The organism is Pseudomaricurvus sp. HS19 (assembly GCF_009857815.1).
GTDB lineage: Bacteria > Pseudomonadota > Gammaproteobacteria > Pseudomonadales > Cellvibrionaceae > Pseudomaricurvus.
Genome location: NZ_WVVW01000001.1, coordinates 1319130 through 1343214, shown reverse-complemented (window position 1 = coordinate 1343214; position 24085 = coordinate 1319130). Strand labels below are relative to the sequence as shown.

The window sequence follows — 24085 nt, the reverse complement described above, 5'->3', positions numbered from 1 at the left end:
AAACGATGAACGACATCGATGAGGTAAGGGCCGCGTATCAGCCAGTGCTTGATTTCTGGTTTACGGAATTGACCCCGCAGCAATGGTTCCGGGGTGGCGAGGAGCTCGACCGGCTGATGCAACAGCGCTTTACCCCGTTACTGCAGCAGGCAGAGCGTGGCGAGTTGGACAGCTGGGCGGCGGTACCACGGGGCTGTCTGGCGTTGATCCTGCTGCTGGATCAATTCACCCGCAATATCCACCGCGGCCAGCCGCAGGCCTTTGCCCGGGATCCCAAAGCCCAGCGTCTGGTGCTGGACGGGATTTCGCAAGGCTGGGACAAGTTGCTGAATATGGGGGAGCGACATTTCTTCTATATGCCACTGATGCATGCCGAAGATCCAGCGTTGCAGAAACTGAGCCTGCAAAAGTTCAGGGAGCTGCGGGATTACGCTGACAATATCCTGCACTTTGCCAAAGACCACGCCGCCATCGTCGATCAGTTTGGACGTTACCCCCATCGCAATCAGGTACTGGGGCGGGAGAGCAGTGCTGAGGAGCAGCTGTTCCTGGCTTCCGGGGGTAACCGTTACGCCTGAGCCCCGGCGCTGAGTGCTGTCATCGGGACGTTACTTTGCGACTACAGCCATGGTCAGGCGGGAGATGCAGGTCAGGCGCTGGTCCTCATCCCGGATCTTGATCTCCCACACCTGCGAGGTTCGCCCCAGGTGTAATGGTGTGGCTGTGCCGGTCACCAACCCCTGGCTGACGCCGCGAAGGTGATTGGCGTTTACCTCCATACCGAAGCAGACGAAGCGTTGCGGGTCTACCACCATGTTGGCAGCCACGCTGCCAAGGGATTCGGCCAGCACGACGTTGGCGCCACCGTGAACCCGTCCGGTAGGCTGAAAGGTGCGGGCATCCACCGGCATGGTGCCACGCAGGAAATCCGCTCCAATTTCAATGATGCGGATATCCAGATGTTCATCGATGGTTCCTTTCTGGACAGCCTGTATGTGCTCCAGGTCGGGTGATGCAAACCAGATGGGTGACGACATATTGCTTCTCTGCGGTCTTGGCTTTTTACAAAGCCGCAATGATACCCCGACAGCATTGGCGGAGTCTGCCGTAATGCAGTGGCAGGGGGGAGTATTCACAACCGATGAGGTCTCAGGTGCCGGATAGTGGGTCCTTTCTGATCTGGATCAGAGAACCCCGGACTGCACACGCTAGGATGTGCCTCGCGACTACAGAGCGGGAGGGAGCCAGGATGCACTATAAAAAAATGGCAGGCACAGCGGCAGTATTTGTGCTGTCAGACCAGCATGCCGACAAGCCGGTGGAACGCCAGGGAATGATCTGGAACGACCTCGAGCTGCAGTTACACTCTCTGCCCGATCAGTTGACGCACAAGCCTCCCATGGCTACCAGTCTGGCACTGGAAGGCCTGGAGTCCTACGATCCACCGGATCATGGAGATATGCGGGAGGTGTCAGCGATGGACGCGCGTTTTGTCTATGTGGCCCCTATCAAGGGCTGGGTGGAGCTGGCGTCCTGAACAGGTTTTTTTCTCAGAGCTTGGTGAGCCCGACAAAGCGGGAAAGGATTTCCTGGAACTCCTGCTGGCTCATATCCACCAGTTCCAGCACCCGGCCATAGAGCATGATGGTGGGCACATTGCGCCCGCCCAGTTCCTTTTGTGTTTCCTGCAGACAGTACAGAATCGCCCGTTCCTTGCGGTTAAGGCCGTCGCGAACATCGGGCAGGTTGTCGTAGTGATGGTTATCCATGCAGCGAGTTTATCGCAGAAGCAAGAGATCTCCCACAGAGTGGGCTCCTACGGATCCAGTAGTCGGCGTAGGAGCGCACTCCGTGCGCGAGAGGTTGGGGTTACAGGTTGGCCTCGGCGTACTCGGCCAGCAGTGAACGGGGCACGCCCTGCAGTTTGATGTTGCCGCCAAACTGGAAGTCCTTGAAGCGCTCTGTCAGGTAGGTGAGACCCGAGCTGGTGGCGTTCAGGTAGGGAGTGTCGATCTGCGCCAGGTTGCCAAGACAGATCACCTTGGAGCCGTTACCAGCGCGGGTGACGATGGTCTTGATCTGGTGCGGCGTCAGGTTCTGGGACTCGTCGATCAAAATCAGGCTGTGCTGGAAGCTGCGACCGCGAATGTAGTTCAGTGACTTGAAGTGCAGCGGTACCTTGTTGAGCACATAGTCGATGCTGCCTGAGCAGTCCTCATCGTCGCAGTGCAGGGCCTCAAGGTTGTCGGTAATGGCGCCCAGCCAGGGTTCCATTTTCTCGGCCTCGGTGCCCGGCAGGAAGCCGATGTCCTCATCCAGCCCCTGGGTACTGCGGGTAGCAATGATGCGACGGTACTGCTTGGTGGCCACCGTCATCTCAATAGCTGCGGCCAGTGCCAGGATGGTTTTACCGGAACCCGCAGAACCGGTCAGGTTTACCAGGTGTACGTCCGGATCCATCAGCAGGTTCAGGGCCATGGCCTGATAGACATCCTGTGGTGTCAGCCCCCAGGCTTCCTGTTCCATAAAGCTGTGGGAGTCGATGTGCAGCAGGTGCACTTCGTCATCCACGGTATTGATTACCCTGCCGATAAAACCCAGCTCGTCGATGATGAACTGGTTGGGATGTACCTCGCAGTTAAAGTCCGACAGGGGAATGCGATGCACGGTGCGGCCCATCTGCTGCTCGGTATCCACCTTGTTGACCTGGTCCCAGAAATTGCCCTGGATTTCGATATAGCCCTTGTTGAGTTGTTCGATGTCGGAGACCAGCTGGTCGTTCTGGTAATCGTCGGACTCAATGCCGCAGCCGCGAGCCTTGAGGCGCATGTTGATATCTTTGGTTACGAGGACGACGCGATGGTGGGGGAAGTCGTGTTTGAGCTGGCAGAGGTCGTTGATGATTTTGTTGTCGTTGAGGTGGTTGGGGAGGGTAGAGACGTTTTCCGGTAGCGGGGGGGACATAATGATCGAGAGTCGGCCGTAGGTGTCTTTGCTGGCTCTCGGTATCGGCACGCCGGCGGCGATCTCTTCGGGAGTGGCGCGACCCAGTATTCGGTCGATCTCCCGGATTGCCTGTCGGCAATCTGCGGCTTGTGCTTTGCGGCCGCTCTTCAGTTTGTCCAGTTCTTCCAGCACCGTCATGGGGATCATGACGTGGTGTTCTTCAAAGTTCAGCAGTGCGGTGGGGTCGTGTATGAGAACGTTCGTATCCAGAACGTACAGGATGGGTTGGTCTGTGGCGGTTAAGGGCTGTGCGAGTTGCGCATCGGGCATATGCGATCATCCTCTCTCATGGCTGATTGGATCGCACCGGGAGTCACCGGTAGGGCACCGGTTTCCTCAGTGCTGAATCAATTTGTAACAGACTTTTCTCCTGTGCGGCAATCAATTCCTTAAAAAATATTTATGCTCTGAAACGGGGCGCGAGCGCACTGTTTCAGGACCAGCCCACCAGTGCCCGGCCGCGCTCGATATAAATGTATTCAGCCCTTTGTGTAGCGGGATGACAGGCGTGACGAAAGTGGTGATGGTCCCGGTTGGAGCCCATGTATTCCCAGCATTGCCCCGCATTGATGCACAGCATATCTCCGCTGTTGATCGGGTAGCCGGAGAGGGTCTGCCACATGGTGTCCCATTCGGGGTGTGAGTTATCCAGATATTCCATTCTCTGAGAGTGCTCCATGGCGTGTTATTTTTTTCGCTATGGTCTTTATCCACTCCCTGGCTGTCAACAGTGCATTCCGGCCACCGGGCCGCAAGTTGATGCCATTAACAGAGCTTATTCATAACACCAGAGTGTGACCGTTATCTTTCAACCATTGGCGCGATATGTCGGCGCCCGGACAGCAGCGGCGTACCAGTTGCCAGAACGCCGCACTGTGGTTGAGGTGAATCAAATGACAGCACTCGTGTGCCACCAGGTAGTCCACCACGGCGCCTGGGGCCAGGAGGATCAGCCAGTTGTACTGAATGACGCCGCGGGAGGTGCAGTGTCCCCACTTGCTGCGGGTCTGGCGCAGCTGTACGGCGGTGACCGGCCGTTGCAACTGTTGCGCCAGTAAGCGGGTTTTCTGCTCCAGGATCTCCTGCGCCTGCTGCCGGTACCAGTCGCGCAGCAGTTGCTGTACCTGACTGACAGTGGGACGCTGGCTGCGGCTGGATGGTGTCACCCACAGCTGGTCGCCGCAGCGCTGCACACCACTTTTCCCCGGGGCAGCAACGCGCAGGGTCAGGGTGGAGTCCATAAAGGGCAGCTGTTCACCCTCGCAATAGTCCCGCTGGGGAATGGAACTCACGCGCTCGGCTTGTCGTTGCAGTTGCGCAGTAACCCAGCGACTCTTGCCCTTAACCCACTGCTCAAGGCTTGGCAGGCAGCTACCCGCAGGGGCCGCCACAACGACCTTGTTATCACGTACCCGCAGGTTGGTGGTGCGGCGTGATGAGAGGTGGATTTCGTAATCGAAATGGGGGGTCTGCCGCTGATGGACAGTGGTGCTGCTGGCAGCGGGACGGCGGTGGCGACGGCGGGTAAACATCGGCGCAGTATAGCGGCCTGCCGGGGGCTTTCAAAAGCCCGTGATGGTCAGTACACGGATTGCTTGACCTTCCACCTGCTGGAAGGTTTAAAGTGGCGTACAGACTGTTGTGCTCACGGCCGCACAGCGACAGGAGGCTCAGGGTGAATATCAGTGAAGTGGCCCGGCTGACCGGGCTGACCAGCAAAACCATCCGCTATTACGAGACCCTCGGCCTGATTGATCCCGATCGGGCAGCCAATGGCTACCGCACCTACGGCAGCGAGGATGTGGAAGCGCTGCAGTTCCTGCAGCGGGCCCGGGCCACAGGTTTCGGGCTGGACGAGAGCCGGCAGCTGCTGGGGCTCTACCGCGAACCACAGCGCCACAGTGCCCATGTGCGGGAGCTGGTGCAGCACAAGCTGGAGCAGGTAAACGAACAGATTAACCATTTGCAGGCTATGGCGCAGACACTGCAGGGAATGGTGAAGGCGTGTCGTGGTGACGACGCCCCGGACTGCGCCATTATTGATCGCCTGGCGGATTCGGAGAGAAAGTAATGTCCAGTTGTTGTGATTCAGAAAAGAAAGAGGCGGCAGGTCAGGTTGAGGCAGCGGGTAGTTGTCACACCTCTGCTGCGGCGCCGGCCGCGGAAGCCAGAACGGCCGGCGGCAGCTGTTGTGGACCTGCCGCCTCCGCTCCGGCGGACAGTTGCCACAGCGGTGCTTCGGCAGCTACCTCTTCCTGCTGCCCGGATGACGATAAACGCAGTTTTGACTGGCTGCTGTGGGGCAGTGGCTCACTGGTGCTGGTGGGATACCTGCTGCATTTGAGCGGGGTGGATACCAGCCTGCCGGGCTGGGCCCATACCATGAGCCACGGCGTCTTCGAATTGCTCAACACCATGTGGTGGGGGGTGTTGCTGGCGGCGTTGTTTGTGGGGCTGCTGGGACGTATACCCCAGAGTATGGTGACGGCAGTCCTGGGGCAGGGCGGCAGTGTCATGGGCGTGCTGCGGGCCACCATGGCGGGTGTGCTGCTGGACCTCTGCAGCCACGGCATCCTGATGGTGGGTATGCAGCTCTATAACCGCGGTGCCAGCGCCGGGCAGGTGATGGCCTTCCTGTTGGCCAGTCCCTGGAACTCCCTCTCCCTGACACTGATTCTGGTGGCGCTGATTGGCCTGCCCTGGACGCTGGCCTTTATTGCGCTCTCCATGCTGGTGGCGGTGATTACCGGGGTGCTGTTTGACCTGTTGGTGAAACGCGGCACCCTGCCAGCCAACCCCCACAGTCACGACCTGCCGGAAGATTATCACCTGGGCCGCGAGTTGAAGGCTTATCTGGCGGATGTGCGCTGGACCCCGGCCACCCTGCTGGAGGTCTGCTGGGACGGTATCAAGGGATCGCGCATGGTGCTGCGCTGGTTGCTGTTCGGGGTGCTGTTGGCCACCGCCCTGCGTGGCTTCCTGTCGCTGGAGGATTTCCAGACCTGGTTTGGTCCCAGCCTGCTGGGCCTGCTGGTGACCCTGGTGGCGGCCACCATTATCGAAGTCTGTTCCGAGGGCTCCACACCCATCGCAGCGGACCTGGTAACCCGCGCTGGCGCACCGGGCAACGGCTTTGCCTTTCTGATGACCGGCGTCTCCACCGATTACACCGAGGTGATGGTGCTGAAAGATACCACCCGCTCCTGGAAACTGGCGCTTTTCCTGCCGCTGCTGACAGTGCCCCAGGTGGTGGTGATTGCCCTGATCCTGAACGGTCTCTGAAAGGTGAAAATTGTGCCACGACGGGGCGCTGGTTTTTGGCGATGCACTAACCCGGTGAACCCCTTTCCGGGGTGGTCGCCAAGTAACCAAAATGCTGGAGCGACTGTGTCGTGGGGCCCGTAGACTATTGTCACAGAGTAATCCAAAGGGTTATCCACAGAAGCTGTGAATTCTTTTTGACAATCGCCTGTTTCTTGTAAGGTTTAGTGCAGCGATGTCGTAAACAAAACGCCTTTTTTGTGTGCAGCTGTGTATAAATCGCGACCACCAGCCTGAAGCAGGTTGAGCCCGGCGTGGGTTTTGGTCTGGGACAAATAAAGAGCCCTGACGCTGCCGGGACAGCGTCAGGTAAGAGACTTTAGATTCGGGCAAATGCCCTTAATGGGCGTAGTGACTGCGACGGATCAATGGATTGAAGATACGTCCCAGCCAGCCCGTGAGTTGTATCGGGCTGGCAACCGCCGTCAGGCAGATGCATTCACTGTCCTGGCTGGCGATGGGCCGGTGCAGGCGGTCGCGCTGGTCACGGAAAATAATATCCCCGGCCCGGTAGATACCGGACTCATCCGAAAAGGCGCCCTTCAGTACCAGTGTGACCTCCTCACCGGTGTGGTTGTGCCTGGCTACCTTGCCGCCGGGCTTGATACGGATCAGCTCCACCTGGGTGCCGTCCACATCGGAACAGAGGCGGGCGGAGCGGATGGAGGGGCTGAGACGTTTCCAGCGCAGCTTGTCGATATCCCCAGGTACCAGCTTGCGCAGGCAGCGGGGCACGATAGGGGAGTGGCCCGGAGCGCTGCCGGTTGTGCTGATTGGCTGTTCCACCGCTGCCTCACCGGAACGGATTTTCTGCATCACCTTCGCTTTCAGTTGCTCCGGTACTCGTGCCGGGGGCAGGGACGAGATCATCTCGGACCCCACGTGATTGAGGCGGCGCAACAGCTGCCGGCATTGGGCGCAGTGCTCCAGGTGGGCACTGACGCAGATCGCCTGACTCAGCGGTTGGGTGCCGGCGGCAAACGCCATCAGGCGATCGGTGTCAGGGTGGTAATGGATCATGGCTGACGACCTCGAAACAGTATTTCCAGTTTTTGCAAAGCCAGGCGCACCCGTGACTTGACGGTGCCCAGTGGCAGATTCAGTTCCAGCGCGGCTTCTTGCTGGGTTTTCCCCTCCAGATAGACTTTGGCCAGCACCTGCGCCTGTTCGTTGGGCAGCTGCCGCAGTCCCTCCTGCACCTGCAATGCGGCCTTGCGCTGTTGGGTGATCTCGAAAGGATCGGAGTTCTCATCCTCCAGCCCGGCGTAGAGATCGTCGGCGTCGATGTCGGCGGCAAAGCGGCCGTTGCGGCGCAGGTAGTCGATGCGGCAGTTGCGGGCGAGGGTAAAGATCCAGGTGTTGGCGTTGGCCTTGGCGCTGTCGTAGAGGTGCGCCTTGTTCCACACCTTCACCAACACCTCCTGCACCAGTTCGTCGGCCACCAGGTGGGCACCGGGCTCCCGCGCCAGGCTGTAGGAGCGAAGCAGCGGCGCGTAGTGCTCGAACAGCTGCTCGAAAGCCCGCTCATCGCGCTGCGCCCCGACCTGTTCAATCAGGCCGGACAGCAGCTGTACATGGGTTGCGGCTGGGTCTTGCAAAACGGTTGTCTCCGTAGGAACTGCACTGACGTTAGCTCCCGGGGCGGCGTCTGACAAGCGTGACGATTACCGGGGTAGTGAAAGAGATTACGTGGCAACAAAAACCACGGATCACTGTTGATCTGTATAGCAAACTGCCGCGTAATCGCTTGTAGTTATTACGCAGAGGGGGTGGCTATGGCCGCGGTGGTTGAGGGGTTTAAAGCGTTCTACCGGGATCTCACCCGTGTACCGCTTGACCGGATTGAATCGGTGTACACCGGTCAGGTTATTTTCCGCGACCCGGTGCACGAGATACGCGGGGCAGACGCCCTGATGGGCTATATGGGGCGCATGTGCGACACGCTGAGTGAAGGGCGCTTCGAGTACCTGGATGAGCTGGTGGGGGATCACAGCGCCTACATCAAGTGGCTTATGCATTTTCGGCACCCTTCGCTGGGGAACCGGCTGATTACGGTGCGCGGGGCAAGCCACATTGAGTTTGACCAGCGTATCCACTTCCATGAAGACATCTACGACATGGGCCAGATGCTCTACGAGCATGTGCCGGTGGCGGGGAGTATCACCCGCTGGCTGAAACATCGACTGACAAAATAGCAGGCCCCCGGCCCGCTTGGTGAATAGAAGCCCCGGGCGCCCTACAAGGAAAAGAGAGAGAATGAAAATAGCGATCATCGGCTCCGGCATCTCCGGTTTGACCTGTGCCTACCTGCTGCAGCCACACGCCGATATCACCGTGTTCGAGGCGGACGCCAGGCCCGGCGGCCATACCGCCACCGTGGATGTGGAGCTGCAGGGGCAGCACTACGCCATCGATACCGGCTTTATTGTGTTTAACGATCGCACTTATCCAAACTTCCTGCGCCTGATGCAGCAGTTGGGGGTGTCCTCCAAACCCACCGAGATGAGCTTCAGCGTCAGTTGCGAGCTCTCCGGGCTGGAATACAACGGTACTGACCTCGGCGGTCTTTTTGCCCAGCGTCGCAACCTGCTGCGACCTGCCTTCTGGGGCCTGCTGCGGGATATCCTGCGCTTTAACCGACAGGCGGAGGAAGATCTCAAGCGCGGTACTATCGAGCCCGGCACAACCCTCGGTGACTACCTGCAGCGTTTGGGCCTGGGCGACTGGCTGCGGGACAAATACCTGGTGCCCATGGGCAGTGCCATCTGGTCTGCCTCCGTGGATTCCATGCTGGCGATGCCGTTGCAGTTCTTTGTGCGCTTTTTCCACAATCACGGCTTGCTCACCGTGAATGACCGGCCACAGTGGCGGGTGATTGAGGGTGGCTCCCGCAGTTACCTGGAGCCACTGACCCGCGCCTTTGCCGATCGTATCCACTGCAACACGCCGATTCGCTCCATCGCCCGTACCGCCGACGGGGTGCAGTTGCAGATGCCGGATGGCAGTTCGCAGCAGTTTGATCAGGTGGTGCTGGCCTGCCACAGTGACCAGGCACTGGCGATGCTGGCGGATCCCTCGGAAGCAGAATTGCAGGTGCTGGGTGCCATGCCCTACCAGGATAACGAGGTGATCCTGCACACTGACGCCAGCATGTTGCCGGCCCGCCAGCGCGCCTGGGCCAGCTGGAACTACCGTATCCGCGAGGACAACCAGCAACAGGCGGTACTCACCTACAACATGAATATCCTGCAGGGGCTGGAGGCTCCGGAAACCTTCTGTGTCACGCTCAATGACACTGCGCGGATTGATCCGCAAAAAATTCTCGGGCGTTACCACTACAGTCACCCGGTCTTTAACCGGGAGTCGTTGCAGGCCGTTTCCCGCTGGGATGAGGTTAACGGTGTGCAGCGCACCTGGTTCTGTGGCGCCTACTGGGCCAATGGTTTCCACGAGGACGGCTGCAGCAGTGGAGTGCGTGTGGCGCAGGCACTGGGGGCGACATGGTAGCCGGGACCGCACTGCACAGCGCCCTCTACGAGGGCTGGGTGGTCCATCGGCGTTTTGCACCGGTGGATCACCAGCTGCGCTTTCCGCTGTTAATGCTCTATCTCGACCTCGATGAGCAGGCAGAGGTTTTTTCTCTTACACGCAGCTGGTCCGATCGCCAGCGGGCGCCGGCCCGTTTCTGCCGCGACGATTACCTGGCGCCCCACGATAAACCGCTGAAAGAAGCGGTACTGGATGCGGTTCGCGATCAGCTGGGCTGGGCGCCTGATGGTGCTGTGCGCATGCTCACCCATGTGCGTTTTTGGGGTTACGTGATCAACCCCATCACCTGCTACTACTGCTTTGATGGCGATGAAGGCTTGCGGGCCATGGTGCTGGAAGTGACGAACACCCCGTGGGGTGAGAGGCAAACCTATGTCTTCGCCTGCGATCCGGAACAACCGGTGACCGAACGCCACTTCGACAAGCAGATGCATGTATCGCCCTTTATGCCCATGGAGATGCAGTACCGCTTTCGCGGCAACACCCCCGCCCAACAGCTGTGGGTGCACCTGCTCAATTTCGCCGCCGATGCCGGGGACAGCGAACGCCACCAGTTCGGCGCCTGGCTCAAGCTGCGGCGCGAAGAGATTACAGCACCTGCCTTGCGCAGGGCGCTGGTGCGCTATCCCTGCATGACCTTGCAGGTGGCGTTAGGTATCTATTGGAATGCACTGAAATTGTGGTGGAAGGGTGTGCCTTTCTTTGCCAATCCTTCCTCCACTAATCACTCATCCATTAATCATTCACCATCCACACGGGTTGCCACCAACCCGTCTTCCAGGCAGGAGAGAGACTGATGCAGATTCGCGGAATTGATCAGGACAGGTTTGCAGCATCGCTGCAGGAGAGCGGCTGGGATCGCCTGTGGCGCAAGCTGGTGCTGCAGGCATTGGCGACCCTGCAGGACGGGCAACTGGTTATCGAAGACCCCCAGGGCACCCTGACCCTGGGAGAGCCGGCTGCAGATGGCCTCAGGGCACACCTGGTGATTGAACACATGGCGGTCTACCGCAAGCTTATGTTCGGCGGCAGTGTCGGTGCCGCCGAAGCCTATATGGCAGGCGCCTGGCGCACTCCCTGCCTCACCAGTGTGGTGCGGTTGCTGGCTCGCAATATCGAGCAGCTGAACCGTCTGGACGATCGCTGGCCCTGGCTGCAGACAGTGGTGAACCGCATAGCCCACAGTTTTAACGCCAATACCCTGAAGGGATCACGGCGCAACATCGCTGCCCACTACGATCTCGGTAACGACTTTTTTGAACTCTTCCTGGACCAGCGCATGATGTATTCCGCCGCCGTCTATCCGTCGGCGGAGGCAACGCTGGAGGAGGCGTCCTGGCATAAGTGCGACCTGATTTGCCGCAAGCTCAATCTGCAACCCGGCGATCACCTGCTGGAGATCGGTACCGGTTGGGGCGGCATGGCGATTCATGCGGCCAAGCACTACGGCTGCCGGGTCACCACCACCACCCTGTCACAGGAGCAGCTGTCTTACGCCCGTGAATGGGTGGAGCGGGAAGGGTTGTCGGATCGCATTACCCTGTTGCACCAGGATTACCGGGAGCTGGAGGGCGAGTTCGACAAGCTGGTGTCGGTGGAGATGATCGAGGCGGTGGGGCATGAGTACTACGAAACCTACTTCCGCAAGTGTGCCTCGCTGCTGAAGACCGACGGCCTGATGCTGATCCAGGCGATCACCATCGCCGACCAGCGCTATGAGGCGGCGCGACGTTCCGTCGACTTTATCCAGAAGTACATTTTCCCCGGCGGTGGGCTGCCTTCCATGGAGGTGATCAGTCGCTGCCTCAGTCGCGCCACGGATCTTAATCTGGTGGACCTGCAGGATATTGGCGGTGACTACGCCCGTACCCTGGCGGAATGGCGGGCGCGATTCCACGCGCGGCACGCCGAGGTACGGCGTCAGGGGTTTGATGAACCCTTCTGTCGCATGTGGGACTTCTACCTCGCCTATTGTGAGGGCGGCTTCCGCGAGCGCACCATCAGCACCGTGCAACTGGTGATGGCCAAGCCCCGTGCGGTGTTGCCTGTGCTTCCCCACCAGTAGCAGGAACCAACAATAGCCCCAGACGGAAGTCACATTGACTTGCCTGGTGGGGCGTGGCTAGATGGGCGCCATTTTTCGGATAAACAGTCTGCTAATACGGCAACTGATAACACGGGTCGCCCATGCTGAGCTTTGATTACATCGTTGTAGGTGCCGGTACCGCCGGTTGTGTACTGGCCAACCGTCTCTCTGCGGATGGTAAACACTCGGTGTTACTGCTGGAGGCCGGTGGCAAGGACAACTACTTCTGGATCAACATCCCGGTTGGCTATCTGTTCACCATCAACAACCCCCGTACCGACTGGTGTTTCAAGATCGAGCCAGATGCCGGCCTTAACGGCCGCAGCATCGGCTACGCCCGGGGCAAGGTACTGGGGGGCTGTTCCTCCATCAATGCCATGATCTACATGCGTGGCCAGCAGAGCGATTACGACCACTGGCAGAGTCTTGGCAACCGCGGTTGGGGCTGGGATGACGTGTTACCCGTCTTCAAACGCTCCGAGAGCTACCAGCACGGCGCTGACGCCTGGCATGGCGCCGATGGCGAACTGCGGGTGGAAGAGCGACGGGTTAACTGGGAAATCCTCGACGCCTGGCGCGACGCCGCCGAGCAGTGCGGGATTCCCAAAATTGCCGAGTTCAACCGTGGCGATAACTTCGGCAACGCCTACTTCCAGATGAATCAGCGCAGCGGCAAGCGCTGGAGTGCCGCCAAGGCGTTCCTGCAGCCGGCCCTTGCCCGTCCCAACCTCACCGTAATGACTAAGGTGCAGGTGCAACGACTGCAGCTGGAGCAGGGGCCTGACGGACTCACCGCCACTGGCGTCTGGGCCACCATGGCCGATGGCAGCCAGCAACTGATCAGCGCCCGGCGTGAAGTGGTACTGTCTGCGGGAGCCGTGGCAACACCACAGCTGCTGCAGTGCTCCGGTATCGGCGATGGCGCGCGCCTGCGGGATCAGGGTATCGAGGTACAGCATCACCTGCCGGGTGTGGGTGAAAACCTGCAGGACCACCTGCAGATCCGCAGCGTCTACAAGGTCTCCAATACCGTCACCCTCAACGAACGCTACCGCACCCTGTGGGGCCGGGCGCAAATGGGGCTGGAATACGCCTTGTTTAAAAAGGGGCCGCTGACCATGCCGCCATCGCAGTTGGGGGCTTTCGCCAAAAGCGATCCCGGCCAGCCGACGGCCAATATCGAGTGGCACGTACAGCCGCTGTCACTGGATAAATTTGGCGAGCCATTGCACAGCTTCAACGCGATTACCCCGTCGGTGTGTAACCTGCGCCCCAGCAGTCGTGGTCATATCCGCATCCGCAGCACCGATATGACGGAGGCTCCAGCCATTACCCTCAACTACCTGTCCACGGCGGAAGACCGTCAGGTGGCCATCGACGGCCTGCGCATGACGCGGGAAATTATGGCGGCACCGGCGCTCAAGGCTTTTGCCCCCGAAGAGTGGTTGCCAGGCCCGAAACTGGAAACCGACGAGCAGCTGCTGGAAGCGGCCGGCAACCTCGGGACCACCATCTTCCATCCCGTCGGCACCTGCAAAATGGGCAGCGACGACATGGCGGTGGTAAACGATCGTCTGGCGGTGCGCGGGGTGGCCGGTCTGCGGGTGATTGACGCTTCCATCATGCCCACCATTACGTCAGGCAATACCAACGCGCCGACGGTGATGATTGCGGAGAAGGGGGCGGAGTTTATTCTCGCCGGGATTAAGGAATAAATAAGGTTACAGGACGCTGCGCTTCTAGGGGCGAGGACGCTTCGCTACAGGTGCGAGGACGCTGCGCTACAGGTGCGAGGACGCTTCGCTTCTAGGGTCGAGGACGCTTCGCTACAGTAAGGTCAAAAACGTTTTCCTGTAGCGCAGCGTCCTGTAGCCGCAGGCGTCCTGAAGTCTGTAGCCGCGGCGTTCTGAATTCTGTAGCGCAGCGTCCTGTAGCCGAAGGCGTCCTGAAGTCTGTAGCCGCAGGCGTCCTGAATTCTGTAGCGAAGCGTCCGGTTTCAGGAAGAAAACTGCTCCCCACTAACCCCCACACTGGCATCACTCAACAGATACAAATACAACGGCATCAAGTCATCCGGCGCTTTCACGCTCTGCGGGTTCTCCGCCGGATAGGCGGCAGCGCGCATGCGGGTGCGGGTGGCGCCGGGGTTAACGCTGTTGGCGCGGATGCGGGTGGTGCCTTCCAGTTCCTGAGCCAGGGTCTGCATCAGGTTCTCGGCCGCGGCTTTGGAGGCGGCGTAGGCGCCCCAGAAGGCGCGGCCTTCGTAGCCGACGGAGGAGCCGGTAAACAGGATGGAGCCGCTGTCTGACTTCTCCAGCAGGGGCAGCAGTGCGCGGCTCATCATAAAGGGGGCGTTGACGTTGACCTGCATCACCCGCAACCAGGTGTCAGGGGCGTAGTTGGAGATGGGGGTGCGCTCACCCAGGTCGGCGGCGTTGTGCAGCAGGCCGTCCAGCTTGCCGAACTCATCAAACAGGGCCTGCGCCATATCCTCGTAATCCTTGGCGGAGGCGCCTTCCAGGTTGATGGGATAAATGGCGGGTTGGGGGTGGCCGGCGGCTTCGATCTCGTCGTAGACCATTTCCAGTTTCTGGATGGTGCGTCCCACCAGCACCACGGTGGCGCCATGGGCGGCGAAGGTGATGGCGGCTGTGCGGCCGATGCCGTCACCGGCACCGGTGACGATGATTACGCGGTCTTTAAGGCAGTCTTGCGCCGCTTGGAAATCACTGGGCAGCTGTTTCATCAGGTAACTCTCTCAATAATTTATTACTTATTGGTGGTGCCGCAGGTGTGTTATCAGCCGATATATTGCCGTACCAGCGGCAGCAGATCTTCGGGCTGGCGCACAATATGGTCCGCTTGCCACAGGTTCACATCGTCGTCCTTGTGGACATAGCCATAGGCCGCCGCCACCGTGGGGCTGCCGGCATTGATGCCACAGGCAATATCCCGCTGGTGATCGCCGACGTAGAGTATCTGCTGTGGCTTGCAGTCCAGCAGGCGCGCGGCCAGCAGCAGGGATTCGGCGTGGGGCTTGCGCTCGCTGACGTGGTCCGGGCAGATGACACAATCCGGCTGCAGGCCGAGGGCCGCCAGTAGGGGGGTGGTGTAGAGTTCCGGCTTGTTGGTGGCGATGCCCCAGGCCAGACCCTGCTGTTGCAGGAACTCCAGCAGTCCGGCGATGCCCGGGAACAGCCCGCTCTTTACCGCCAGGTGCTCGCTGTAGAGTTCCAGCAACCGCAGTCGCAGCGGCTCAAAGCCTTCCTCATCTTCCTGCAGTTCAAACCCCAGGGTGACCAGTGCCCGGGCTCCGTCGGAGACGGTGTTGCGAATCAGGGTCGCGTCAAGCGGCGGCAGTCCCTCTTCTTCCCGCAGGCGGTTGAGGACAAATACAAAATCCGGCGCGGTATCCAGTAAGGTCCCATCCAGGTCAAACACCACGGCGCGCAGGGGCAGGGCGGTCTGGCTCATCATGCCTCCCGGGTGGTGTGGACCAGGTAGTTGACGTCCACATCACTGGCCTTGAGCTTGTAGCGTTTGGTGATGGGGTTGTAGGTCATTCCGGTCATATCCTGCATCTGCAGGTCGGCCTGGCGAATCCACTGTGCCAGCTCGGACGGCTTGATGAACTTGCTGTATTCGTGGGTGCCCTTGGGCAGCAGTTGCAGCACATATTCAGCCCCCAGCACCGCAAAGGCGTAGGCCTTGGGATTGCGGTTGATGGTGGAGAAGTAGACGTGCCCGCCGGGCTTGCAGAGGGTGGCGCAGGCTTTAATCACTGACGAAGGGTCGGGCACATGCTCCAGCATCTCCAGGCAGGTGACAATGTCGTACTGGCCCGGTTGTTCGGCGGCCAGCTCCTCGGCGGTAATGCGGCGGTAGTTGACCTGCACACCACTCTCCAGGCTGTGCAGTTTGGCCACTTCCAGTGGCGCTTCACCCATATCGATGCCGGTGACGTCAGCACCGCGCTGGGCCAGTGCCTCGGCGAGAATGCCTCCACCACAGCCCACGTCCACCACTTTCTGGCCGGCGACCGGTGAACGCTCGTCAATAAAGTTGCAGCGCAGCGGATTGATGTCGTGCAGCGGTTTGAACTCGCTGTTGCGGTCCCACCAGCGGCTGGCGAGGGCTTCAAACTTGGCGATTTCAGCGTGGTCCACGTTACTCATGTAGCGAATTTCCTGTGCGGACGGATTGCAGGGCCCTGTTCAGTTGCCGGCCCGGTTCTGTGTGTGTTCAGCGACCGATGCGCTGTTGCCATTGGCGGGCGTTGCCGGCAATGGCGGTTTCATCCAGTGTCAGCAGGCGGCGATCCTGCAGCAATTTACGGCCCGCTACCCAGACGTGGCTCACCTTGTGGCTCAATTGGGTATAGGCCAGTGTGGAGACCGGATTGTAGAGCGGCTGCTGCTCCAGTTCATCGAGGGCAATGGCGGTGATGTCGGCGCTTTTACCCGCTTCCAGACTGCCGATCTCGCTCTCCAGCCCCAGTGCCCTGGCGCCTGCCAATGTCGCCATGTGCAGCGCCTGGTGGGCGTTCAGTGCACTGGCGTCACCGCTGACTGCTTTGGCCAGCAGGGCGGCGGTACGCATCTCCGCCAGCAGGTCCAGGTCGTTGTTACTGGCCGCGCCGTCGGTGCCGAGGGCCACGTTAACGCCGGCCTGTTGCAGTTTGTGCACCGGGCAGAAGCCGCTGGCCAGCTTGAGGTTGGATTCCGGGCAGTGGATCACGTGGGCGCCGCTTTGGGCCAGCAGTTCAATGTCGTCGTTATTCAGCTCGGTCATGTGCACACACTGGGTCAGTGGTGACAGCACGCCAAGACGGTTGAGGCGTTCGATGGGGCGCTCGCCGCTGGCAGCCACGGCATCGGCCACCTCCTGCGCAGTCTCGTGCAGGTGGATGTGGATGCCACACTGGGTCTCTTCCGCCAGGGTGGCAATGCGCTGCAACGGCTCATCGGAGACGGTGTAGGGCGCGTGGGGGCCGAATACCACATTGATCAGCGGGTGGGAGCGGTAGTTGTCATGCAATGCCAGCCCCTTGTGGATGTAGTCGTCCGGACCTGTGCCCCAGGCGGTGGGGAAGTCAAAGATCGGGAACGCCAGCTGGCTGCGCATACCGCTTTTCAGTACGGCGCGGGCCGCTTCTTCGGGGAAGAAGTACATATCGCTGAAGGTGGTGGTGCCGGCGCGGATCATTTCCGCCGCTGCCAGCTCGGTGCCGTCGAACACAAACTCCGGCGACACCCACTGCGCCTCAGCAGGCCAGATGTGATCCTGCAGCCAGGTCTGCAGCGGCTGGTCGTCGGCATAGCCCCGCAGCAGGCTCATGGCGGCGTGGCCGTGGGCGTTCACCAGTCCGGGAATCAGCAGGTGATTGTCCATCCGCTCGGTCTGGCGGGCAGTAAAGCGACGCTCCGCCTCTGCGGAGGGAAGGATGGCCTTGATTCGACCCTGGTCGATCACCAGTGCGCAGTCACTGAGGAGGGTGTTGGCGGGTATCACCGGTACCATCCAGCGGGCGTGCAGAATGAGATCGACGGTAGCGGGGGACGGCTGACTGGCCATGTGCCGGATAAGCTCCTTGAAACCGGGATTTTGGGCCGTTTTGCAGACGATCTGTCTGTAATTTGTACGGCTGTGATCCGTTGTGTAAAAACGCCTGCCAGTATAACCCGATCTCCGGCCGCTACGCAGTCTCAGGAGGCCCTGTAAGGCGCTTTAACGATGGAATTGTGATCCCTGCCGGGGCCCCTCGGGCGGGTGCTTCTCGGCGCGGTTGTGTGGTAGCATGGGCGGCTTTAATTGGTTGTAAGGCTTTGAGTATAAATGGTCTCTGTGGGCAGCTCTCTGCACCAGGATGCCGCAGTGCCGATGCGATAATAAAAGGAACGCCGACCCCATGGGTGAACTAGCGAAAGAACTCCTTCCCGTTAATATTGAAGACGAGCTGAAACAGTCCTATCTCGACTACGCCATGAGCGTGATTGTCGGGCGCGCCCTGCCTGATGTGCGTGATGGCCTCAAGCCCGTGCACCGGCGTGTGCTGTTCGCCATGAGCGAGCTCAACAACGACTGGAACAAGGCCTACAAGAAATCTGCCCGTGTGGTGGGTGACGTGATCGGTAAATATCACCCGCACGGTGACTCCGCCGTTTACGACACCATCGTGCGTATGGCACAGCCTTTCTCCCTGCGCTACATGCTGGTGGATGGCCAGGGTAACTTCGGTTCCATCGATGGTGATGGCGCCGCTGCCATGCGTTACACCGAAATCCGTATGCAGAAGATCGCCCACGACCTGCTGGCGGATCTCGATAAGGAGACGGTGGATTTCGTCCCCAACTACGACGGCACCGAGCAGATGCCCAGCGTCATGCCGACGCGGGTGCCTAATCTGCTGATCAACGGTTCTTCCGGTATTGCCGTGGGTATGGCCACCAACATCCCGCCCCACAACCTGCGGGAAGTGGTGAAGGGCTGTCTGGCCTACATTGACAACGAAGACATTACCATCGATGAACTGATGGAGTTTATCCCCGGTCCGGATTTCCCCACCGGCGGCATCATCAATGGCCGCGGCGGCATTGTGCAGGCCTACCGCACCGGGCGTGGACGCATCTATGTGCGCGCCAAGGCTGACATCGAGCGTGATGACAAGACCAACCGCGAAACCATCATCATTAACGAGATTCCCTACCAGCTGAACAAGGCGCGCCTGATCGAAAAGATCGCCGAGCTGGTAAAAGAGAAGAAGATCGAAGGTATTTCCGAGCTGCGCGACGAGTCCGACAAAGACGGCCTGCGCGTGGTGATCGAGCTGAAGCGCGGCGAAGTGGGTGAGGTGGTGCTGAACAACCTCTACGCCCAGACCCAGCTGCAGAGCGTGTTCGGTATCAACATTGTGGCACTGGTGGACGGCCAGCCTAAACTGCTCAACCTGAAGCAGCTGCTGGAGTACTTTGTCCGTCACCGCCGTGAGGTGGTGACCCGTCGTACTGTCTACCTGCTGCGCAAAGCCCGTGAACGTGGCCATATCCTCGAAGGCCTGGCGGTTGCCATTGCCAATATCGACCCGGTGATTGAGCTGATCAAGAACTCCGCCAGTCCCGCTGAAGCCAAAGAGGCGCTGGTAGCCCGCGGCTGGCCTGTGGGACAGATTGGTGAGTTCCTGGAGCGTGCCGGTGACAACGCCTGTCGTCCGGAGGACCTGGAAGATCACTACGGTGCCCGCGATGGCAATTACTACCTGTCGCCTGCCCAGGCCCAGGCTATCCTGGAGTTGCGTCTGCACCGCCTCACCGGCATGGAGCATGACAAGCTGCTGGCTGAGTATCAGGAGAAGCTGCAACAGATCGCCGAATTCCTGGAGATCCTTGGCAATCCCTTGCGCCTGATGGAAGTGATCCGCGAAGAGCTGGAAGAGGTAGTAGCCAACTACGGCGACGAGCGTCGCACCGATATCCAGAGCTCGCAGCAGGATCTCACCATTGAGGACCTGATCACCGAAGAAGATCGCGTGGTGACCATCTCCCACGGCGGCTACGCCAAGACCCAGCCACTGGATGCCTATCAGGCCCAGCGTCGTGGCGGTATGGGCAAGGCGGCTACCTCGGTGAAGGATGAAGACTTCGTGGAGCACCTGCTGATTGCCAGCACCCACGACACCATTCTCTGTTTCACCAACGCCGGTAAGGTGTACTGGCTCAAGGTCTACCAGATTCCGGTGGCCGGACGTCAGTCCCGCGGCCGCCCCATGGTGAACCTGTTGCCGCTGGAAGAGGGTGAGCGCATCACCTCCATCCTGCCGGTGAAGGAATACGACGACGAACACTACATCTTTATGGCTACCGCCAACGGTACCGTGAAGAAAACCGTTCTGTCCCAGTTCTCCCGCCAGCGCAGCGTTGGTCTGCGGGCCATCGAGCTGGACGAAGGCGATCGCCTGCTGCACACCGCCATTACCGATGGCAACTGCGACGTGATCCTGATGTCCTCCAGCGGCAAGACGGCGCGTTTCGCCGAGTCGGCGGTACGGGCCATGGGTCGTACCTCCCGCGGTGTGCGTGGTATCCGCCTGCAGGAAGACCAGACTGTGGTCTCCATGGTGATTCCTCAGGAAGGTGGCTTTGTGCTTACCGTCAGTGAACATGGTTACGGCAAGCGCACCAGCGTCGAGGAATTCCCAACCAAGGGCCGCGGCAGCCAGGGTGTGATCGGCATGCAGACCACCGAGCGCAACGGCGCTGTGGTGGGTGCGGTACAGGTGTTCGGCGGCGATGAAATCATGCTGATCTCCGATCAGGGCACGCTGGTGCGTACCCGCGTCGATGAGGTTTCGGTGCTGAGTCGCAACACCCAGGGTGTGCGCCTGATCAAGGTGAAAGGCGATGAGCGTCTGGTAGGCGTCGAGCGCATCGAAGAGAGCGAAGCGGAAGAGGGCGTCGACGAGGACGCCGAAGAGTAAGTATGTGCAGCGATTCTGCCGCGGATTGCAGTTGCGTTAGCGCGGCAGAATCAAGTGTAACCTTGGAGACCCCATGAGTCAGGATTCCACGAATCAGGCTGGCGAAGCGCAGCAGCTGCAATTGCTGCGCGACAAGATTGATGACCTCGATCTGCGCATCGGCGAGTTGATCAGTGAGCGTGCGGCGTGCGCCCAGCAGGTCGCGGACGTCAAAAATGCCCACGCCCAGGGCGACATTGTCTACTACCGCCCGGAGCGTGAGGCGCAGGTATTGCGCAAGGTGATGGAGCGCAACAAGGGGCCGCTGGGCGACGAAGAGATGGCGCGGCTGTTCCGCGAAATCATGTCTGCCTGCCTGGCGCTGGAGCAACCTGTGAAGGTGGCGTTCCTCGGCCCTGAAGGCACATTTACCGAGCAGGCAGCGCTGAAGCACTTCGGCCACTCCGCGGTGACCGTGCCTTTGTCGGCCATTGACGAAGTATTCCGGGAAGTGGAAGCCGGTGCCGTGCAGTACGGTGTGGTGCCGGTGGAAAACTCTACCGAAGGCGTGGTGAACCACACCCTCGACAGCTTCATGGATTCCAACCTCAAGATCTGTGGCGAGGTGGAGTTGCGCATTCACCAGCACCTGCTGGTGTCGGACGTAACCAAAACCGACAGCATTACCCGTATCTACTCCCACTCCCAGTCTCTGGCCCAGTGCCGCAAATGGCTGGACGGGCATTATCCCCATGCAGACCGTATTGCGGTAAACAGTAACGCCGAAGCGGCCAAGCGCCTGAAGGGTGAATGGAATGCGGCGGCGATCGCCGGTGAAATGGCGGCCGACAAGTATGGCCTGATTAAACTGGCGGAGAAGATCGAGGATCGCCCGGATAACTCCACCCGCTTCCTTATTATTGGTAACCAGGAAGCCGGTCCCAGTGGTCAGGACAAAACCTCGGTGGTGGTGGCCATGCGCAATGAGCCTGGCGCGTTGCACGATTTGCTGGAGCCGTTCCAGCGCTTCGGTATCGACCTGACCCGGGTGGAAACCCGCCCATCCCGCAGCGGTAACTGGAACTACGTCTTCTTTATCGACTTCAGTGGGCACGTCAGTGAAGCGTCGGTGCAGTCTGCTTTGAAAGAAGTGGGCTCCCGGGCGGCTGACCTGAAAGTGCTGGGTTCCTATCCCCAGGCTGTGCTCTGACAGCATTCGCTACACCCCGTTAATGCAACAGGAATAAAGAGTGACCGTTAGTACCGAGAAAAGGTGCGTCAATAAACTGGTGGTGGTGGGTATCGGCCTGATCGGCGGTAGCCTGGCGGCGGCCCTGAAGCAGGAGCGAGCCTGCCGCGAAGTGATTGGCGTGGCTCGCCGTGAGCAGACTTGCGTAGACGCAGTGCGTCTCGGCGTCTGTGACCGGGCGGTGCTCTCTATTGGTGACATCGCCGCGGAGCTGGGTGCTGGCGATGTGATTTTTATCGCCGTGCCTACACTGACAGTGGACAAGGTGCTGGCCGATATTAAAGCGGTGGTCTCGCCGGACGTAACCATTACCGATGGCGCCAGCGTCAAGGGTTCCGTGGTTGCGGCGGTGTGCGCCATCTACGGTGAGTTGCCCCCGCAGTTTGTTGCCGGGCACCCCATTGCCGGTTCCGAGCGCAGTGGCGTTGAAGCCAGCAACCCGGATCTTTATCGCCAGCACCGGGTGATCCTGACTCCTACCGCGGAGACAGGTGCAGAGCATCTGGCCCTGGTTGAGGCCATGTGGCAGGCAGTTGGCGCTGAGGTGCTGATGATGCCGGTGGAGGAGCACGACGATGTGCTGGCGGCCACCAGTCATTTACCTCACGCTATTGCCTATTCGCTGGTGGATACCCTGGCGCACGACTCGGAAAATGAAAACATCTTCCGTTACGCCGCTGGCGGTTTCCGCGATTTCACCCGCATCGCCTCCAGCGATCCGGTGATGTGGCACGATATTATGAAAGCCAACAAGACCAGTGTGCTGAAGGCGTTGGACTTGTTTGCAGAGAATCTTTCCCGTCTTCGCGGTGCTATTGAGCGCGAGGACAGCGAGCAGTTATTGGGGGTCTTTACCCGCGCCAAGGCTGCTCGCGATCACTTTACCAAAATGTTAACCAAGCAGGCGTACAGTCCCTCCATGCAAGACAAAGAGATTACTTACCGGGTACAGCCCGGTGGCAGTGTCAGCGGCCAGCTGCGGGTGCCAGGTGACAAATCCATCTCCCATCGCTCCATCATGCTGGGCTCACTGGCGGACGGTGTGACCGACGTTGAGGGCTTCCTGGAAGGGGAGGACGCACTGGCGACCCTGCAGGCGTTCCGCGACATGGGTGTGGTCATTGAAGGCCCCGACCACGGTCGCGTGCGTATTCACGGCGTTGGCCTGCATGGTCTGCAGGCACCTCCCGGTCCACTGTATGTGGGCAACTCAGGCACCTCCATGCGCCTGCTGGCCGGTTTGCTGGCGGGCCAGGATTTTGATGCCGAGCTGACCGGTGACGAGTCGCTGTCCAAGCGTCCCATGAATCGCGTGGCCAACCCGCTGCGGGAGATGGGGGCCGAGATTGAAACCGCTGAAGGCGGCCTGCCGCCGGTGAAGATCAAGGGTGGTGCCAAGCTCAAGGCCATCAACTACGTAATGCCCATGGCCAGTGCCCAGGTGAAATCCTGTGTGCTGCTGGCGGGTCTCTACGCCGACGGTGAAACCGTGGTAACAGAGCCGGCCCCCACCCGCGATCACACCGAGCGCATGCTCAATGGCTTCGGCTATCCGGTGGCCCGCGAAGGTGCAACAGCCAAATTGCAGTCCGGCGGCAAACTCACCGCAACCGCCATTGAAGTGCCGGCGGATATCTCGTCGGCTACCTTCTTTATGGTCGCGGCGGCAATTGCGCCCGGTTCCGATGTCACCCTGACTCATGTCGGCATCAACCCGACCCGCGTTGGTGTGATCAATATCCTGCGTCTCATGGGCGCCGACCTGACCCTGAGTAACGAGCGGGAAGTGGGTGGTGAACCGGTAGCGGATATTCACATTAAGTACGCGCCGCTCAAGGGTATCGAAATTCCCGAAGATCAGGTGCCTCTGGCCATTGATGAGTTTCCGGCCCTGTTTGTGGCGGCTGCCTGCGCCGAAGGTACCACTATCCTGCGTGGCGCCGAAGAGCTGCGGGTGAAAGAGAGCGACCGTATTCAGGTGATGGCCGATGGCCTGCAGACCCTGGGTGTGAAAGCCGACCCGACTCCCGATGGTATTGTGATCGAAGGCGGCAGTTTTGGTGGTGGTGAAGTGGAGAGTCACGGCGATCACCGTATCGCCATGTCCTTCACCGTGGCAGCCCTGCGTGCCGGTGGCGAGATTGTGATTCGTAACTGTGCCAATGTGGCGACCTCTTTCCCCACCTTTATTGCGCTGGCCCAACAGGCGGGCATTGCCTTGCAGGTGGAAGAGGGCTAAGAAGTCCTGCTTCCATTCCTCCGTCATTGCCAGGAGCGCAGCGCCAACAGTAGGGGCTTTAGGCCACGCGGCAACAAGGTGAATTGCCCGCAGGGCAAGAGAGGGTGGCCTGGGCCATCCATGTGTGGCACGGATAGCGGGCCGCAGTAGACATGGGTTGCCGCGCTGCGCTCGCAACGACGG

General features: G+C 60.1%; 23 protein-coding genes. 12 read left to right on the top strand and 11 right to left on the bottom strand.

Annotated elements, in window-relative coordinates; all coding sequences use genetic code 11:
• The first annotated feature begins 5 nt into the window (after positions 1–5).
• Entirely contained in the window at positions 6–578 is a 573-nt protein-coding gene (locus GSF27_RS06015) for a DUF924 family protein (protein ID WP_160966660.1), read from the top strand.
• Positions 579–608: 30 nt separating this feature from the next.
• Here GSF27_RS06015 and GSF27_RS06010 read toward each other — a convergent pair whose 3' ends face one another.
• Positions 609–1037 carry a hotdog fold thioesterase gene (locus tag GSF27_RS06010; RefSeq protein WP_160966658.1) on the bottom strand — a complete coding sequence of 143 codons (429 nt, stop codon included), beginning with the start codon at positions 1035–1037 and terminating at the stop codon, positions 609–611.
• 212 nt (positions 1038–1249) lie between these two features.
• Here GSF27_RS06010 and GSF27_RS06005 point away from each other — a divergent pair, with 212 nt between their 5' ends.
• Positions 1250–1537 carry a hypothetical protein gene (locus GSF27_RS06005; protein ID WP_237457350.1) on the top strand — a complete coding sequence of 96 codons (288 nt, stop codon included), beginning with the start codon at positions 1250–1252 and terminating at the stop codon, positions 1535–1537.
• Positions 1538–1550: 13 nt separating this feature from the next.
• Here GSF27_RS06005 and GSF27_RS06000 read toward each other — a convergent pair whose 3' ends face one another.
• The 4 genes from GSF27_RS06000 to GSF27_RS05985 form a co-directional block, all read right to left on the bottom strand.
• Complete coding sequence (locus GSF27_RS06000; protein ID WP_160966656.1) at positions 1551–1769, bottom strand: hypothetical protein; 219 nt, start codon at positions 1767–1769, stop codon at positions 1551–1553.
• A gap of 100 nt (positions 1770–1869) precedes the next feature.
• Positions 1870–3276 carry a PhoH family protein gene (locus GSF27_RS05995; protein ID WP_160966654.1) on the bottom strand — a complete coding sequence of 469 codons (1407 nt, stop codon included), beginning with the start codon at positions 3274–3276 and terminating at the stop codon, positions 1870–1872.
• A gap of 163 nt (positions 3277–3439) precedes the next feature.
• On the bottom strand, positions 3440–3667 hold the full coding sequence (locus GSF27_RS05990; RefSeq protein ID WP_160966652.1) for a 4-diphosphocytidyl-2C-methyl-D-erythritol kinase: 228 nt from the start codon (positions 3665–3667) through the stop codon (positions 3440–3442).
• Between the two features lie 118 nt (positions 3668–3785).
• Positions 3786–4538: a M48 family metallopeptidase gene (locus tag GSF27_RS05985; protein ID WP_160966650.1), complete on the bottom strand. Its 753-nt coding sequence runs from the start codon at positions 4536–4538 to the stop codon at positions 3786–3788.
• Between the two features lie 143 nt (positions 4539–4681).
• Here GSF27_RS05985 and cueR point away from each other — a divergent pair, with 143 nt between their 5' ends.
• A complete protein-coding gene (cueR, locus tag GSF27_RS05980) occupies positions 4682–5077 on the top strand; it encodes a Cu(I)-responsive transcriptional regulator (RefSeq protein ID WP_160966648.1) in 396 nt (131 codons plus the stop codon).
• Complete coding sequence (locus GSF27_RS05975; protein WP_160966646.1) at positions 5077–6288, top strand: permease; 1212 nt, start codon at positions 5077–5079, stop codon at positions 6286–6288. Before cueR ends, GSF27_RS05975 begins: the two co-directional genes overlap by 1 nt.
• A 378-nt stretch (positions 6289–6666) precedes the next feature.
• Here GSF27_RS05975 and GSF27_RS05970 read toward each other — a convergent pair whose 3' ends face one another.
• Both GSF27_RS05970 and GSF27_RS05965 read right to left on the bottom strand, forming a co-directional pair.
• Complete coding sequence (locus GSF27_RS05970) at positions 6667–7347, bottom strand: ChrR family anti-sigma-E factor (RefSeq protein ID WP_160966644.1); 681 nt, start codon at positions 7345–7347, stop codon at positions 6667–6669.
• Entirely contained in the window at positions 7344–7925 is a 582-nt protein-coding gene (locus tag GSF27_RS05965; protein WP_160966642.1) for a sigma-70 family RNA polymerase sigma factor, read from the bottom strand. Before GSF27_RS05965 ends, GSF27_RS05970 begins: the two co-directional genes overlap by 4 nt.
• Positions 7926–8102: 177 nt before the next feature.
• Here GSF27_RS05965 and GSF27_RS05960 point away from each other — a divergent pair, with 177 nt between their 5' ends.
• The 5 genes from GSF27_RS05960 to GSF27_RS05940 all read left to right on the top strand — a co-directional run bounded on the left by GSF27_RS05960 (position 8103) and on the right by GSF27_RS05940 (position 13677).
• Positions 8103–8522 (top strand): nuclear transport factor 2 family protein, encoded by a 420-nt coding sequence (locus tag GSF27_RS05960; protein WP_160966640.1) that lies wholly within the window; start codon positions 8103–8105, stop codon positions 8520–8522.
• A gap of 61 nt (positions 8523–8583) precedes the next feature.
• Complete coding sequence (locus tag GSF27_RS05955; RefSeq protein ID WP_160966638.1) at positions 8584–9834, top strand: NAD(P)/FAD-dependent oxidoreductase; 1251 nt, start codon at positions 8584–8586, stop codon at positions 9832–9834.
• Positions 9828–10673 carry a DUF1365 domain-containing protein gene (locus tag GSF27_RS05950; protein WP_160966636.1) on the top strand — a complete coding sequence of 282 codons (846 nt, stop codon included), beginning with the start codon at positions 9828–9830 and terminating at the stop codon, positions 10671–10673. The genes GSF27_RS05955 and GSF27_RS05950 overlap by 7 nt, the downstream gene beginning before the upstream one ends.
• A complete protein-coding gene (locus GSF27_RS05945) occupies positions 10673–11941 on the top strand; it encodes a cyclopropane-fatty-acyl-phospholipid synthase family protein (RefSeq protein WP_160966634.1) in 1269 nt (422 codons plus the stop codon). The genes GSF27_RS05950 and GSF27_RS05945 overlap by 1 nt, the downstream gene beginning before the upstream one ends.
• Before the next feature lie 122 nt (positions 11942–12063).
• Positions 12064–13677 carry a GMC family oxidoreductase gene (locus GSF27_RS05940; protein WP_160966632.1) on the top strand — a complete coding sequence of 538 codons (1614 nt, stop codon included), beginning with the start codon at positions 12064–12066 and terminating at the stop codon, positions 13675–13677.
• 281 nt (positions 13678–13958) lie between these two features.
• Here the strand turns inward: GSF27_RS05940 and GSF27_RS05935 are convergent, their stop codons facing one another.
• The 4 genes from GSF27_RS05935 to GSF27_RS05920 all read right to left on the bottom strand — a co-directional run bounded on the left by GSF27_RS05935 (position 13959) and on the right by GSF27_RS05920 (position 17536).
• Positions 13959–14708 carry a YciK family oxidoreductase gene (locus tag GSF27_RS05935; protein WP_160966630.1) on the bottom strand — a complete coding sequence of 250 codons (750 nt, stop codon included), beginning with the start codon at positions 14706–14708 and terminating at the stop codon, positions 13959–13961.
• 53 nt (positions 14709–14761) lie between these two features.
• A complete protein-coding gene (locus GSF27_RS05930; RefSeq protein ID WP_370462566.1) occupies positions 14762–15439 on the bottom strand; it encodes an HAD-IA family hydrolase in 678 nt (225 codons plus the stop codon).
• Complete coding sequence (gene ubiG / locus GSF27_RS05925; RefSeq protein ID WP_160966628.1) at positions 15436–16137, bottom strand: bifunctional 2-polyprenyl-6-hydroxyphenol methylase/3-demethylubiquinol 3-O-methyltransferase UbiG; 702 nt, start codon at positions 16135–16137, stop codon at positions 15436–15438. Before ubiG ends, GSF27_RS05930 begins: the two co-directional genes overlap by 4 nt.
• A gap of 67 nt (positions 16138–16204) precedes the next feature.
• The gene (locus GSF27_RS05920; protein WP_160966626.1) at positions 16205–17536 is read right to left on the bottom strand and encodes a TRZ/ATZ family hydrolase; all 1332 of its coding nucleotides are present in this window, start codon (positions 17534–17536) and stop codon (positions 16205–16207) included.
• Positions 17537–17870: 334 nt separating this feature from the next.
• On the opposite strand from GSF27_RS05920, the gene gyrA reads away from it, so the two are divergent.
• The 3 genes from gyrA to GSF27_RS05905 all read left to right on the top strand — a co-directional run bounded on the left by gyrA (position 17871) and on the right by GSF27_RS05905 (position 23902).
• The gene (gyrA, locus tag GSF27_RS05915; RefSeq protein WP_160966624.1) at positions 17871–20435 is read left to right on the top strand and encodes a DNA gyrase subunit A; all 2565 of its coding nucleotides are present in this window, start codon (positions 17871–17873) and stop codon (positions 20433–20435) included.
• A gap of 73 nt (positions 20436–20508) precedes the next feature.
• Entirely contained in the window at positions 20509–21624 is a 1116-nt protein-coding gene (pheA, locus tag GSF27_RS05910) for a prephenate dehydratase (protein ID WP_160966622.1), read from the top strand.
• A gap of 40 nt (positions 21625–21664) precedes the next feature.
• The gene (locus tag GSF27_RS05905; protein WP_160966620.1) at positions 21665–23902 is read left to right on the top strand and encodes a bifunctional prephenate dehydrogenase/3-phosphoshikimate 1-carboxyvinyltransferase; all 2238 of its coding nucleotides are present in this window, start codon (positions 21665–21667) and stop codon (positions 23900–23902) included.
• Positions 23903–24085: the final 183 nt, after the last annotated feature.

What these genes read in the sequence shown, in the direction of transcription:
- GSF27_RS06015 (WP_160966660.1), top strand. Translation starts at nt 6, where the DNA reads ATGAACGACATCGATGAGGTAAGGGCCGCGTATCAGCCAGTGCTTGAT.
- GSF27_RS06010 (WP_160966658.1), bottom strand. Translation starts at nt 1,037, where the DNA reads ATGTCGTCACCCATCTGGTTTGCATCACCCGACCTGGAGCACATACAG.
- GSF27_RS06005 (WP_237457350.1), top strand. Translation starts at nt 1,250, where the DNA reads ATGCACTATAAAAAAATGGCAGGCACAGCGGCAGTATTTGTGCTGTCA.
- GSF27_RS06000 (WP_160966656.1), bottom strand. Translation starts at nt 1,769, where the DNA reads ATGGATAACCATCACTACGACAACCTGCCCGATGTTCGCGACGGCCTT.
- GSF27_RS05995 (WP_160966654.1), bottom strand. Translation starts at nt 3,276, where the DNA reads ATGCCCGATGCGCAACTCGCACAGCCCTTAACCGCCACAGACCAACCC.
- GSF27_RS05990 (WP_160966652.1), bottom strand. Translation starts at nt 3,667, where the DNA reads ATGGAATATCTGGATAACTCACACCCCGAATGGGACACCATGTGGCAG.
- GSF27_RS05985 (WP_160966650.1), bottom strand. Translation starts at nt 4,538, where the DNA reads ATGTTTACCCGCCGTCGCCACCGCCGTCCCGCTGCCAGCAGCACCACT.
- GSF27_RS05975 (WP_160966646.1), top strand. Translation starts at nt 5,077, where the DNA reads ATGTCCAGTTGTTGTGATTCAGAAAAGAAAGAGGCGGCAGGTCAGGTT.
- GSF27_RS05970 (WP_160966644.1), bottom strand. Translation starts at nt 7,347, where the DNA reads ATGATCCATTACCACCCTGACACCGATCGCCTGATGGCGTTTGCCGCC.
- GSF27_RS05960 (WP_160966640.1), top strand. Translation starts at nt 8,103, where the DNA reads ATGGCCGCGGTGGTTGAGGGGTTTAAAGCGTTCTACCGGGATCTCACC.
- GSF27_RS05955 (WP_160966638.1), top strand. Translation starts at nt 8,584, where the DNA reads ATGAAAATAGCGATCATCGGCTCCGGCATCTCCGGTTTGACCTGTGCC.
- GSF27_RS05950 (WP_160966636.1), top strand. Translation starts at nt 9,828, where the DNA reads ATGGTAGCCGGGACCGCACTGCACAGCGCCCTCTACGAGGGCTGGGTG.
- GSF27_RS05945 (WP_160966634.1), top strand. Translation starts at nt 10,673, where the DNA reads ATGCAGATTCGCGGAATTGATCAGGACAGGTTTGCAGCATCGCTGCAG.
- GSF27_RS05940 (WP_160966632.1), top strand. Translation starts at nt 12,064, where the DNA reads ATGCTGAGCTTTGATTACATCGTTGTAGGTGCCGGTACCGCCGGTTGT.
- GSF27_RS05935 (WP_160966630.1), bottom strand. Translation starts at nt 14,708, where the DNA reads ATGAAACAGCTGCCCAGTGATTTCCAAGCGGCGCAAGACTGCCTTAAA.
- GSF27_RS05930 (WP_370462566.1), bottom strand. Translation starts at nt 15,439, where the DNA reads ATGATGAGCCAGACCGCCCTGCCCCTGCGCGCCGTGGTGTTTGACCTG.
- ubiG (WP_160966628.1), bottom strand. Translation starts at nt 16,137, where the DNA reads ATGAGTAACGTGGACCACGCTGAAATCGCCAAGTTTGAAGCCCTCGCC.
- GSF27_RS05920 (WP_160966626.1), bottom strand. Translation starts at nt 17,536, where the DNA reads ATGGCCAGTCAGCCGTCCCCCGCTACCGTCGATCTCATTCTGCACGCC.
- gyrA (WP_160966624.1), top strand. Translation starts at nt 17,871, where the DNA reads ATGGGTGAACTAGCGAAAGAACTCCTTCCCGTTAATATTGAAGACGAG.
- pheA (WP_160966622.1), top strand. Translation starts at nt 20,509, where the DNA reads ATGAGTCAGGATTCCACGAATCAGGCTGGCGAAGCGCAGCAGCTGCAA.